Below are 11,858 nucleotides of genomic sequence, written 5' to 3'. Positions count from 1 at the left end.
GCGCAACTTGTAAAAAGGCTGGAGCGGGGCCGCCGGCGGCCGTCCGGGCCGGGCCTGCATAGGATGAAAGGGATGACCTCCGCACAAGCCACGAAACCCTTCAGCCTCCGCAGCATTGCCGTCCCCGCGTTCGGGCCCGCGCTGCTCTTTTGCATCGGTGAGGGGGCGGTGTTGCCGGTGGTGGCGCTTTCGGCCCGCGACCTTGGCGCGTCCGTGGCGGTGGCCGCGCTGATCGTCACGTTGATCGGCCTGGGCTCGTGGTTCTTCAACCTGCCGGCCTCCCTGATCACCCTCAAGTTCGGCGAACGCTGGTCCATCGTGGGAGCCGCCGCAGCGGGTGCGCTGGCGCTAACGGCGGCGGGGCTGTCCTCGGTGATTCCCAACGGACTGTGGCTGCTCGCCGTGGCGATGATCGTCGTCGGGATGGCTGCAAGCGTCTTCAGCCTGGCCCGGCAGAAATACCTGACCGAAGCGGTGCCGGTGGCCTTCCGCGCCCGCGCCCTGTCCACCCTGGGCGGCGTGAGCAGGATCGGCATCTTCATCGGGCCGTTCGTGGGCGCCGGCGTCATGCAGTTTGCCGGAATCAGCGGCGCGTGCTGGGTGGGTGTGGCCGCCATGGCCGCGGCCGCCGTCCTGTCCGTCACCATCCCCGACCTGCCCGCTGTTGGCAGTTCGGGCGACGCGCACCGCGGACCGGAACCCACCATGCGCGGCATCGCCAGGTCCCACGCGGGGGTGTTCCTCACCGTGGGCGCCGGCATCCTGCTGCTCAGCGCACTGCGGGCGTCCCGTCAGGTGGTCATCCCGCTGTGGGCGGACAACCTGGGCATGGACGCCACGCACGCCTCGCTGATCTACGGACTCTCCGGAGCGATCGACATGCTGGTGTTCTACCCGGCCGGCAAGCTCATGGACCGCAAGGGCAGGCAGTGGGTGGCCATCCCGTCCACGGTGATCATGGGTACCGCTCTGATGCTCATCCCGCTGACGGGCAGCTTTGTCGGCCTGCTGCTGGCGGCGCTGCTGATCGGGTTCGGCAACGGCATCAGCTCCGGCCTCATCATGACCCTCGGCGCCGACTTCTCCCCGGACCGCGGCCGCGGCCAGTTCCTGGGGCTCTGGCGTTTTATTGCCGACGCCGGCGCCACCGGCGGCCCGGTGCTCCTCTCCGGCGTCACCGCCGCCGTCTCACTGGGGGCCGGCGTCTGGGCCACCGGCGTACTGGGGTTCGCCGCCGCCGTCGTATTTGCCATCACCATTCCCCGGCTCAGGCACCGCCGGAACTACTAGCGGCCGGCGTCCATTACCTGTTGCTTCGCCGGGAATCGTGTGCCAGCCTCGAAGTGATCCCGTCGCCGGGACGACGACGGGCGACAGAGGAGGAACACGGCATGGGACTGATCCATATAGACCTGTTCACGACGCTCGACGGCGTGGCGCAGGCGCCCGGCGGCCCGGACGAGGACCCTACGGACGGCTTCGAGTTTGGCGGCTGGCAGGCACCCCTCATCGACGAGGTGGTCGGCGAGCAGATCCAGTCCGGGATGGCGGGGATGGACGCGCTGCTGCTGGGGCGCCGGACCTACGATATTTTCGCCGCGTACTGGCCGCATCAGCACGGTGACATCGCGCAGCTGTTCAACCGCATCCCGAAATATGTTGCCTCCCGGCAGGCGCCAACCCTCGAGTGGGCCGACTCCACACTGCTCGGCCCTGATGTGGCGGCCGGCGTGCGCGAACTGCGCGACCAGCACGAGAACATCCACGTCATCGGCAGCCTCAACTTCGTGCAGACCCTCTTCGCCGAGAAGCTCTTCGACCGGCTCACCCTCTGGGTGTATCCGATCCTCCTCGGCAGCGGAAAGAAGGTCTTCGCCGACGGGGTGGTGCCGACGAACCTCACCCTCATCGAGCCGGTGCTCGCCTCACCGAAGGGTGCGGTGCTGCAGCGCTACGCGCTCGCCGGGGGCACGCCCGGCGTCGGCGATATGGCGGCCGGCGAGCCGGAAGGGTAAGCGGGGCCATTGGCAGCCTAAACAGGAGGCCGGGGCCGCCCGCCGCAGGCAGGCTTAGGCGGTCCCTGAAGTGCGCAGCCCGTGGACGAACTCGAGCTTGTCGATCACGGCACTTGAGAGAACGAAGGGGTAGAGATCGGCTTTCCCCATGCTGCGGTTGACCTGGTTCAAAGCTATCGAGAGGGGCAGCCACTCCTTTTCCACGCGCTTACGGAAAGAGGAATCCCCGGAAGCGGCAGAAATTAGTCCGAACTCCCGTGCAGTATCGAGGGTGTCGCAGATGTGCAGGTAGTGGGCGAAGGACTCGGCGAAGTCTTCATAGGGATGCATGGTGGCGTATTTTGAAATGTACTGCTCGTTCCAGTCCGCGGGAGCGCCTTCGCTGTAGTGGCGGTCTATTTCTGCCTGGTAGTCCTTGGTGTCGTCGCCAAAGAGTTCCCTCGCCTCGCGCGTCCGTCCCTCGTGGCCGAACACGAGCGCCGTCTCGAAATAGTGCCCCACTTCATGCCGGAAATGACCAAGCATGGTCCGGTACGGTTCATCGAGTTGGGTTCGCATTCTTTCGCGATAGGCGTCGTCGCTCTCGGCCAGGTTGATGGTAATGACACCCTCAGCGTGTCCGATCACCACATCTTCCTTGACGCTGGACAACAGGTCGAACGCCAGGCCGCCGTCGTGATCTTCGGCGCGGGTGACGATGGGCATGCCAAGTTCATCGAGTTCGGCAATGAGATGGCGCTTGGCCTGCTCGGCGGCAACGAACTGCGTCAGGCCCTTGGCATCGCTGTCGTTCGGTCGAGTACGCGTGAGCTCGCAACTGAAGCATTGGCGGCCGCTCTCCGGCGCAAGCCAAGTGCACCCGGATAGCAACAAATTGACGCAGCGGTGCCAGGTGTTTCCGGACGCATCCGTGTGCTTGCCCTGGCTGTCCGCAACCACCACGGCGCGCGAGTTCCGCAGGTAAGCGAGATTGGACCCGCAATGCAGGCAGACCGAGTTTTCAAAGTAAACGGCCGAACCGCAGGCACCGCAGGATTGTTTTTTCACCTCACGATCCTACCCTTGTCAGATGTGCTTCGCCGGGCTGCGCTACTAGCGGTGCAGGCGGATCCGGGACAGACTGCCCGTATGAAAATTGTCGAATTTTTGGCGCCGTTCACCGGAAGCTGGCAGGGCCACAACCGTTTCCGGTTCATGCCCACCGATGAATACCAGGAATCAGTGTCGGCCGCGACGGTCGCGGTAACGGCCAAGGACTTCGTGACCATCGAGTACACGTGGTCGCAGGAGGGCCAGCCGCAGAACGGCCTGCTGCTTCTGGGCTCAGGTCCGGCGGGCGCGACTGCCGTCTGGGTGGATTCCTTCCATGCGGCGCCGCAGTGGCTCACCCTGTCCGGGACGATCGACGACGACGGCGTGGTCCGGCTGGCCTGCACATATCCAGCTCCGGAGGGCCCCGACTGGGGCTGGCAGATCCACGTCGAGCCCGGCACGGGCAACGGCGGACGCATCACCATGCACAACGTGGTTCCGGGCCACGACCCGTACCAGGTGGTTGAGGCCACCTACCGGCGGCAGGCGTAGGGGCGCGCCATGGAGTCCATCAGGGCGATCATCGCCTCCGCCGAACGCGAATCCCGGCTGCCGGACGGGGAAGACGAGCGGTTTTCCGGTTACGGCCTCATGGGCCAGGCGTTCAGCTCCGGCTACCTGCTCGCCATGCGCAGGTTCCCTGTCACCTCTGTTGGGCCGGGCTACACATCGGTGTGGGTGCGCCGCCCCTCCGGTTCCTGGACCATGTACACGAGTGTGCCCGCTGCGGTGTCCTGCCCGCGCTACTTCGGCAGCGCCCTGGAGTCCACCTCGGTCCACCGGATTGACGTCGCATGGCTTGATGACCACCGCTTCACGGTGGATGTAGCGGACGACGTCGGCCTCCACTGGGAGGTCAGCCTCGCCGCCACACCAATCACCCGGGCGATGTCCGCGGTCGCCTCCGCGCTGCCGGCCAGACTGTGGCAGAACCCGGCGTTCCTGCGGGTCATGGGAGCGGTGGCGGGCCCGGTGCTGCAGTCGGGAAAGATGGGGCTCATTGGCCGGGTACCCAACGGGCAGGGCTTCCGGGCCAACCCCAAGCGGGTGTGGTTCATCTCGGGAAGCACCGCCACGCTGCGGGGCGAGGACCTGGGCAGCCTGAAGCCCCTCCCCGTGCAGACCCGGCTGGGTGACTTCTGGATTCCCCAGCGCGGGATCTTCATGATGGGCACGGCCGCATTCGACCCGTTCGACCCCGCCGCGCATCACGCACTTCCGGGGATGCCTTCGTGACCGGCGTGGAGGCATCTGCTGGCAGGGAGGCCACGGCCGGCGCCGTGGTGGCCCCTCAGTGGCTGGCGGACGCCGTGATCTACGAGATCTATCCCCAGTCGTTCGCGGACTCGAACGGAGACGGTGTGGGTGACCTCGCCGGGGTGCGGCGGCACCTGGACTACCTGGAGTGGCTTGGGGTGGACGTGATCTGGTTCAACCCGTGCTTCGCCTCGCCCTTCCGCGATGCGGGCTACGACGTTTCGGACTACCTCACCATCGCCCCTCGCTACGGGACAAACGAGGACATGATCGCCGTCGTCCAGGAAGCGGGCGCGCGCGGAATCCGGGTGCTGCTGGACCTGGTGGCGGGCCACACGTCCGTTGACCATCCGTGGTTCCAGGCATCCATGAACGACGAGTCCGACCACCGCTACGTCTGGTCGGACCGCGCCGGTGATGCCCTTGTCGCCGCGCCGGGAAGCCGCCCCGGCTGGTACCTGAAGAACTTCTTCCCGGAACAGCCGGCGCTGAATTTTGGATTTGCGCGGCTGACGCCGGACGAACCGTGGCGGCAACTGCCGGACGCGGAGGGACCCCAACAGAACAGGGCCGCGCTCCGGGAAATCATCGGGTACTGGCTGGACCAGGGCATCGCGGGTTTCCGCGTGGACATGGCATTCTCCCTGGTGAAGGACGACCCCGGACTCGTTGAGACCACGGCTCTGTGGCGTGAGCTGGGGGAGTGGATGCGCGGCGCTTATCCGGACGCCGTCCTCATCCCGGAGAGCGACGAGCTGAGGACCGCGGACGCCGGAGTGCGCGGCGGCTTCGATGCGGACTTCTCGCTCGTCATCCACGACGAACACAGCGCGCTCTTCAACAACGGCGGCGCGGGCATCCTGCCCTGGCAGGAGAGCACCGAGCCCTGCTATTTCGACGCGGACGCTGACGCTGCCGAGGGAACCCGTGCTTTTGAGAGGTTCCTCAGCCTGTGGAATCACCATCCCGAGACCAACGGGACGGATCGCCTGGTGGTGCTGCCCTCCGCCGATCACGATTTCTCGCGGCTCGTGTGCGGGAACCGGACGCGGGAACAACTCCCGGCGGCTTTCACGTTCCTGCTGACCTGGGGTTCCATTCCGTCGATCTACTACGGCGACGAGATCGGCATGCGCTACCTGGAAGATGCCCCCGAGAAGGAAGGCAGCATCTGGACGCCCAAATACAACCGGGCTGGCTGCCGGACCCCGATGCAGTGGGACAACTCCCTTCCCAACGCCGGATTTTCCACCGCGGCGCCGCAGGACCTGTACCTTCCGCAGGATCCCGACCCGGAACGGCCCACCGTAGCGGAGCAAATGGACGATCCACAGTCGCTCCTGCACTTTGTCCGGGGCCTGGTCCAACTCCGTAAATCAACCCCGGCTTTGGGAACCCGGCCGTCCAGAAGACTGCTCGCCGTCGGCTATCCGCTCGTTTACGTCAGGAACGAGACGCACCTGGTCGTCGTCAACCCGCTCCGGCGTGCGGCCCGGGTGACGGTGGAGCTTCCTCCGGGTTCGGCAGTCCGGAGCCTGATCGGCAAGGGCGTGACGGTCGACGACGGCGGAATCCACGCGGACGGCTTCGGCTGCGGGATCTTCGAACTCGCCCCGCCCAACTAGGTCGCCCCGCCCAACTAGGTCGCATTAGATGTCGTTTTGAGCCCCCATAACGACATTAACTGCTACCTAGTTGGGGGCGGGGCTACTTAACCGGAGCGGGGACGCCTTCCCTGGTTCGCGCCAGGATTCCGTCCACAACATACGCCGCGTCCCGGCCCACTCCGCCGATGAGGCCCGACGTGAGCGAGTACTGGAACGGCATGCCCACGAAATACAGCCCGGGCAGTTCCGGCACGGCGCCGCGGCGGGTTTCCGGCCAGCCCCAGTCCGTCAGGTTCAGGCCCTCGATCCACTCGAGCGACGGCTTGTAGCCCGTCGCCCAGATGACGGTCTGTACGCTGCGGGACGTGCCGTCGTCGAACGCCGGCTGTCCGCCGGCAACGGCGCTGAACCGCGGCAGCCGGACCACGCCGGCCCTGTCCAGGTCCTTGACCGAGATCCGGATGAGCGGCGCCCCGCGCCGGTGGAAGTTGGCGCGCACCTTCCGTCCCAGCGGGTTGTCCGTCGTCAGGATGAAATGGATGAAGCGCCAGTAGAGGGGGTCGGCCCAGCGCAGCACGGGGTCGGGAACGTGCGGCGTGGGGCGGCCGGCGATGAAGGTCCGGTGGGTGGCAGCGAGCTCCAGCGCAATCTCGGCACCGGAGGTCCCGGCGCCGACCACGAGGACGTCGCCCTCCGGAATGTCCGACGGGTGCCGGTACTGCGAGCTGTGGAGTTGCAGGATCCCGTCATCCAGCCCGGCGGTCGCAGCCGGGATGCGGGGGACCGCGTTGGCGCCGACGGCGGCAATGACGTTGCGCGCCTGGAGCACGCCATCGCCTGTGGTGACGGCAAAGCCGGTGTCCGTTGGGCGAACGGCCGCCACGTGCACCCCGGTCCGGACCGGAAGGCTGAACTCCCGGGCATAGGCCTCAAGGAAGTCGGCGAACTCGTTCTTGGAAGGGAATGTGTTGCGGGCCGCCGGGAAGGCAAGGCCGGGGAGGCCGTCGCGCTGGGCCGGGGTGAAGAGCCGAAGGGAGTCCCACCTGGCCCGCCAGCCGTCCCCGATCCGGGGTGCCTGCTCCAGAATGACGAACCGCAGCCCCGCTCTGGACAGGTGATAGCCCGCGGCAAGACCCGCCTGCCCGGCGCCGAGCACCACTACATCAAACTGCTGCACGTCCTGGTCCATGACTGGCTCCCTTGACCGAACAACCCCTATTCCGATGTCGTTAGAATACCATTCCAGTGAGTGGAGGGATAGTCTAAGTTCATGCCAGGAAAAACCACAGCACCTACCCCTGCATCACCCAAGGTCACCCGCAGGACGGCCCAGGCGGCGGACACCCGGCTGCACATTGTGGCCACCGCCCGCCGGCTCTTCCTGGCGAACGGCTACGTGCGCACCACCATCGAAGGCATCGCGGTGGAGAGCGGGGTTGCGGTGCAGACGGTCTACAACTCCGTGGGCAATAAGGCGGCGCTCCTCTCCGCCGTGCTGGACGCCGCAGCATCGGGGCCCAACGCGCCGGCGCAGGTGCTGGAGTTCATGCGGGAACGGACCCGCCAGGCTCCGGATCTCGAATCCATGCTGGCCGTGCTGGCGGACTGGTTCGTGGAAGTCCATCAGCGGACAGGGGCGGTGCTGGCTGTTATTGCCCAGGCGGCGGCGGTGGATACGGAGGTGGCGAAGCTGGAAAAGGCCCGGGCGCTGCAACGGCTGACGCGGTACCACGAGGCGGCCGCGGCTGTCCGCGAGCGGGGCGGCCTGACGTCGGGAATGTCGGACGAGGACGCTGCCGCAGCCATCTGGTCGCTGGGGCACCCGCAGGCCTACCGCACGCTGGTGAATGACGCCGGCTGGACCCCGGAGGCATACCGGGAGTGGATGCTCAGGGCGCTCGCCGCTGCTTTGGCGTAGGGAAGCCCCCTTGGCGTAAGGAACGGCTTTGGCGTGCGGCCTGACGGCGGCGGCGGCCGGTTCAGGCGTCCCGGTGGCGGGGCTTCGCGGCCGCTCCATACTTGGCCAGCGGCGCCAACAGGGCGCTGCGGAGCTGGGGGGAGAGCTTGGTGGGTACGTCCACCTCGGCGGCGATGGCCTGCAGCACGCGGCTCAGGTAGTTGCGGGCGCCGGCCGCGAGGGTGATGTCCAGGATTTCCCGGTCGGTGAAGCCGTGGTCCCTGAGCTCCAGCGTGTCCGAGTCCGTCATGTTCACGGCGTCGGTGCTGATCCGTTCGGCGTACTCCATCATGGCCACCTCCGCCGGTGACAGTCCCGCGTTGTGGTAGTCCCGGGCGATCTGGATCAGCTCTTCCTCGTCAATGGCCCGCAGGGCTTTTAGCCCGTGGGCCAGCCGGCAGTGGGCGGATCCGAGTGCCTGGGCTGCGGCAAGGGTGACCAGCTCGTACCGCCGGAGGTCCATGTTCTGGGTGATGGCGCTGATGAGCGCTTCGAACGCCAGATACGCTTCCGGGTTCACCGCCAGATCCTTGGCGTGCTTGGCGACGTAGCCGCGGGACCGGAGTTCGTCGTCGTAAATCTTCGCCTTTTGGCCGAACGCCTGGCTTTCGGGAGTGGTGGCGAATATGGACATGGAGGATCCTTCTTCCGGCTGGGGCCACCGCGCTGCACGACGGCGGGAGCCCTGACAGCGCCGGTGCGGACACCTGCGATATTCCTCCGCGGCCCGCGGTGAGTCAACACATGGCCCGGCGTGTTCGGCGGAACGGCAGGGGCAGTGGGTAGCCGACGGCGGTTTTTGAGGGAGCCGGGGCCGATTAACAAGTAGCGGTTACTCAGGCTAATGATCAGCTTGCTGAGTAAGGATGGTCCCTAATCGCCGTCGGTGTGGAATTGGGGGTTTCCCGCATGCTGGAAGTGGAATTGGTTTCAGAACCGCACAGAGGGTTGTCGGCTTCGGAGGCCATGGTTCCGTCCGGCAAGCTGGACGTCAGCGTCCTGGGTCCGCTGACCGTTCGACGCGGGGCTCTGACGCTGGGCGCGCATGACCTGGGCGGACCCAAGCCACGCCAGATCCTGGAAATCCTTCTGCTCCATCTGGGCAGCCCGGTGTCGAAGGGGCGGCTGATCGACCTGTTGTGGGAGGGTCGCGCCCCCGTCCTGGCGCATCCAACGTTGGAAAGCCACGTCAGCGTCCTGCGCCGCCACCTGCAGCCCGGGTCTGGACGGGCCGGACCGCTGAAGACAGTGACCGGCGGCTACCTCATGGACAGGGCCCTGGTGGACCTGGACCTCGACCGGTTCGACGTCCTGTTCCGCCTGGCCGCGCAGGCTGAACCGCGGCGGGCTCTCAGCTTCCTGACGGAGGCACTCGCCCTTGCTCCAGCGCCCTTGCTCGGCGGAGAACTCCTGCCCGCCTGGGCGGAGGAGGAAAGAACCCTGCACGCGGCGCGGGTGGTGGAGGCCAAAGTCCAAGCTGCCCAGGCGGCGTGCGCGCTGGGAGAATCAGAAACCGCCATCCTCTGGGCAGCCGCCGCGCTGGAGGACGATGCCCTGGCCGAACGCGCCTGGACGGTGCTGGTCCTTGGGCTGGAACGGTCCGGGCAGCTGACCGCAGCGCTGCGGGAATTTGACCGGTGCCGGCACGTGATGGACCAGGAAATGGGGTGCGCGCCGGGGCCGATCCTGCAGGCGGCGCACGCCCGCCTCCTGCAAGGCACGGCCGCTACCGACGAACCGGAGACCGTACTCGAGATTGCGGGTACCCCAGGCACTGGAGGCACCGGACACGCGCGACCCGAGCCAAGGCGACCGGAGCCGGGGGCGGCCGAACGGATGGTCCTGACAATTGGACACCCCGAAATGTTCGTCGAGCAGCTCACTGATGCCCTGGAGCGCGAGCCGGGCCTGCATGGCGTGGGGGCAGCAACGTCAGTCGAGTCAGGTGTGGCCATGACGCGTTCCGTGAAGCCCGATGCCGTGATCATGTCCTATCGGCTGCCTGACGGTAGCGGGCTGGACGCCGCCAGGCAGATCTTGCTGGCGTTACCGGAGACGAGAATCGTGATGCTGACCGCCGAATGTACGCCCGCGGCTTTGTGCGAAGCCGCGGCAATGGGAGTGTGTGCCTTCCTTCCGAAGGAAGGCCCCCTGGCGCTCGTGCTGGAAACGCTCCGTCATGCGAAAACGGGCAACATGCTGGTGCACCCGTCCATAGTGGCCAGGCTCGGACAGGGCAACGATTAGGGCCCCTGGCTCGCGCTTCTGCTTCCGCCCTACCCAACCTCCGCCAACCGGATTGCCTCTGCGAACACGGGCAGGCTGCGTTCCACCATCTCCTCGTTGGCGGTCAGCGAGATCCTGAAGAACCCGGGTGTTTCAAACAGGACGCCCGGCAGTACATAGACGTTCCGGGTGGCCAGGGACTCGGTGAACGCTTCGTCGTCGGCCACCGGTGAGTGCACAAAGAGGTAGAACGAGCCCTCCGGCCGGTGCAGTTGGTAGCCCATCCCGGTCAGCTCCTGGTACAGCCGGTCCCTCTTCCGCTGCAACTGCCCGACGTCGATGGTGAATGTCTCCAGTGCGGGCAACGCGTACTGGAGCAGGGCGTTGGGGTAGATCCAGCCCAGGGCAACCTGCAGGGCGCTCAGGATTTCGCGCAGACCGTCACGGTCCGGCATGGTGGGCGGCAGAGCAAGGTACCCAACGCGCTCCCCGGGTGCCAGGTGCGTCTTGCCGTAGGAGTAGGCCAGCAGCGTGTACGGATAGAACTCGGCAGGGCTGTGGAAGCGGGCGCCGTCATACACAATCCGGTTGTAGGCCTCATCGGACAGGAGATAGATCCGCCGCCCGTTCCGCTCCGAGGCGAGTTCCAGCATCGCGGCCAGCTTCACCAGCAGCGTCTCCGGGTAGATCCGGCCCGTGGGATTGTTGGGCGTATTGACGATCACCACCCTGGTCCGCGGCGTAATGGCGGAGGCTATAGCCATCAGATCCAGGTCGAACGTCTCGGGGTTGATGTGCACTTTGACCGGCACCAGCCCGGCCTCCACAATGATCGGTTCGTACAGGAACCATGGCGGCAGGCTGTAAATCACCTCGTCGCCCGGATCGGCCACGGCCTTCAACGCCATGGCTATGGCCGTGAAACCGCCCGTGGTGAGCAGGAAGTCCTCCGGCTCGAACGGCATCTCGAGCAGACGCCGCAGCGATTGGGCCGCGGCGACCTGGGCTTCCGCGCCGTTCGTCTTGTACGCAAACCAGCTTTCGTTCCGGGGTTCGAGCTGGTCCCGCAACGCCGAGACATACGCCTCCTGCGGCATCTGATGCGGATTGCCCAAAGTGAAATCGCAGATTCCCGGGTCATGCTGGCGGCGGGCATGGGTGCGCAGGAATCCCTGCACCCTCAGCAAGGATGGAATGGACGCCACTGCCCTGGCCCGGGCCGGGAAATCCACGCGGGTGGAGAGTTTTGAATCGTAGATGCCGGCCATGAAATCAGCCCCCTGGTTAAGCAGCACGGAAGTCAGCTCGCTGCTGAGCCAGTGGAGGCTGTTGTGCGATTTATTCTGGCCCCCGCCGGCGGCAATGTAAATGGGACGGAACTCCGCTGGCCCATACCAATGAGGGACCCGCCAGGTCAACACTCGCTTTTCCGCTTTTCGCTACCTGCCGCAACATCCGTAAAGTAGGGGGCGGACCCTGGCGCTCCTTGTGCGCGGTCCCATGGGTTGACCGGGAACTGGGCTCGATCAACTGCGCATCTCACCCGAACGCGGCCTTCGCTGCGCCATGCCTGCCCCCGATCCAACCGGGCCGGCCAGACCCAGGAGTATCGTTTTGCTTCAGATCAACCTGGTTGCCGCCCTCGCGGCACTGCCCCTCCTGCTGGGCCTCGGAACGGCCCCCGCCGCGGCACCGGTTTCGACC

At 66.5% G+C, this 11,858-nt stretch carries 11 protein-coding genes; 7 read left to right on the top strand and 4 right to left on the bottom strand.

Going from position 1 to position 11,858, the window contains the following annotated elements:
* The first annotated feature begins 72 nt into the window (after window positions 1-72).
* Window positions 73-1,290 (top strand): MFS transporter, encoded by a 1,218-nt coding sequence (locus tag AC07YR_RS18380; protein WP_494734778.1) that lies wholly within the window; start codon window positions 73-75, stop codon window positions 1,288-1,290.
* Window positions 1,291-1,391: 101 nt separating this feature from the next.
* Window positions 1,392-2,015, top strand: coding sequence for a dihydrofolate reductase family protein (locus AC07YR_RS18375; protein ID WP_494734777.1), 624 nt, complete (start codon window positions 1,392-1,394; stop codon window positions 2,013-2,015).
* Window positions 2,016-2,069: 54 nt separating this feature from the next.
* On the opposite strand, the gene AC07YR_RS18370 is transcribed toward AC07YR_RS18375, so the two are convergent.
* A complete protein-coding gene (locus AC07YR_RS18370) occupies window positions 2,070-3,062 on the bottom strand; it encodes a zinc-binding metallopeptidase family protein (protein WP_494734776.1) in 993 nt (330 codons plus the stop codon).
* An 81-nt stretch (window positions 3,063-3,143) separates the two neighbouring features.
* Between AC07YR_RS18370 and AC07YR_RS18365 the strand changes: the two genes are divergently transcribed.
* From AC07YR_RS18365 to AC07YR_RS18355, 3 genes are read left to right on the top strand one after another with little or no spacing between them, the layout of a single operon-like run.
* Window positions 3,144-3,599, top strand: coding sequence for a DUF1579 family protein (locus AC07YR_RS18365; RefSeq protein WP_494734775.1), 456 nt, complete (start codon window positions 3,144-3,146; stop codon window positions 3,597-3,599).
* Between the two features lie 9 nt (window positions 3,600-3,608).
* Window positions 3,609-4,343 carry a hypothetical protein gene (locus AC07YR_RS18360; protein WP_494734774.1) on the top strand — a complete coding sequence of 245 codons (735 nt, stop codon included), beginning with the start codon at window positions 3,609-3,611 and terminating at the stop codon, window positions 4,341-4,343.
* Window positions 4,340-5,989: an alpha-amylase family glycosyl hydrolase gene (locus AC07YR_RS18355; RefSeq protein ID WP_494734773.1), complete on the top strand. Its 1,650-nt coding sequence runs from the start codon at window positions 4,340-4,342 to the stop codon at window positions 5,987-5,989. Before AC07YR_RS18360 ends, AC07YR_RS18355 begins: the two co-directional genes overlap by 4 nt.
* 82 nt (window positions 5,990-6,071) lie before the next feature.
* Here the strand turns inward: AC07YR_RS18355 and AC07YR_RS18350 are convergent, their stop codons facing one another.
* Complete coding sequence (locus AC07YR_RS18350) at window positions 6,072-7,160, bottom strand: flavin-containing monooxygenase (protein ID WP_494734772.1); 1,089 nt, start codon at window positions 7,158-7,160, stop codon at window positions 6,072-6,074.
* Window positions 7,161-7,241: 81 nt separating this feature from the next.
* Between AC07YR_RS18350 and AC07YR_RS18345 the strand changes: the two genes are divergently transcribed.
* Window positions 7,242-7,889: a TetR/AcrR family transcriptional regulator gene (locus AC07YR_RS18345; RefSeq protein WP_494734771.1), complete on the top strand. Its 648-nt coding sequence runs from the start codon at window positions 7,242-7,244 to the stop codon at window positions 7,887-7,889.
* A gap of 61 nt (window positions 7,890-7,950) precedes the next feature.
* Here the strand turns inward: AC07YR_RS18345 and AC07YR_RS18340 are convergent, their stop codons facing one another.
* Window positions 7,951-8,562, bottom strand: a complete 612-nt coding sequence (locus AC07YR_RS18340) for a carboxymuconolactone decarboxylase family protein (RefSeq protein WP_055804416.1) — start codon at window positions 8,560-8,562, stop codon at window positions 7,951-7,953.
* Between the two features lie 284 nt (window positions 8,563-8,846).
* Here AC07YR_RS18340 and AC07YR_RS18335 point away from each other — a divergent pair, with 284 nt between their 5' ends.
* The gene (locus AC07YR_RS18335) at window positions 8,847-10,175 is read left to right on the top strand and encodes a BTAD domain-containing putative transcriptional regulator (RefSeq protein WP_494734859.1); all 1,329 of its coding nucleotides are present in this window, start codon (window positions 8,847-8,849) and stop codon (window positions 10,173-10,175) included.
* 29 nt (window positions 10,176-10,204) lie between these two features.
* Here the strand turns inward: AC07YR_RS18335 and AC07YR_RS18330 are convergent, their stop codons facing one another.
* The gene (locus AC07YR_RS18330; RefSeq protein WP_494734858.1) at window positions 10,205-11,422 is read right to left on the bottom strand and encodes an aminotransferase class I/II-fold pyridoxal phosphate-dependent enzyme; all 1,218 of its coding nucleotides are present in this window, start codon (window positions 11,420-11,422) and stop codon (window positions 10,205-10,207) included.
* Window positions 11,423-11,858 lie beyond the last annotated feature (436 nt).

The sequence above is a fragment of the Arthrobacter sp. GW460-12-1-14-TSB2 genome, from assembly GCF_059423525.1.
The sequence above is the reverse complement of the archived record's forward strand: the minus strand, read 5'-3'. Positions and strand labels throughout refer to the sequence as shown.

What these genes read in the sequence shown, in the direction of transcription:
- AC07YR_RS18380 (WP_494734778.1), top strand. Translation starts at nt 73, where the DNA reads ATGACCTCCGCACAAGCCACGAAACCCTTCAGCCTCCGCAGCATTGCC.
- AC07YR_RS18375 (WP_494734777.1), top strand. Translation starts at nt 1,392, where the DNA reads ATGGGACTGATCCATATAGACCTGTTCACGACGCTCGACGGCGTGGCG.
- AC07YR_RS18365 (WP_494734775.1), top strand. Translation starts at nt 3,144, where the DNA reads ATGAAAATTGTCGAATTTTTGGCGCCGTTCACCGGAAGCTGGCAGGGC.
- AC07YR_RS18360 (WP_494734774.1), top strand. Translation starts at nt 3,609, where the DNA reads ATGGAGTCCATCAGGGCGATCATCGCCTCCGCCGAACGCGAATCCCGG.
- AC07YR_RS18350 (WP_494734772.1), bottom strand. Translation starts at nt 7,160, where the DNA reads ATGGACCAGGACGTGCAGCAGTTTGATGTAGTGGTGCTCGGCGCCGGG.
- AC07YR_RS18345 (WP_494734771.1), top strand. Translation starts at nt 7,242, where the DNA reads ATGCCAGGAAAAACCACAGCACCTACCCCTGCATCACCCAAGGTCACC.
- AC07YR_RS18340 (WP_055804416.1), bottom strand. Translation starts at nt 8,562, where the DNA reads ATGTCCATATTCGCCACCACTCCCGAAAGCCAGGCGTTCGGCCAAAAG.
- AC07YR_RS18330 (WP_494734858.1), bottom strand. Translation starts at nt 11,422, where the DNA reads ATGGCCGGCATCTACGATTCAAAACTCTCCACCCGCGTGGATTTCCCG.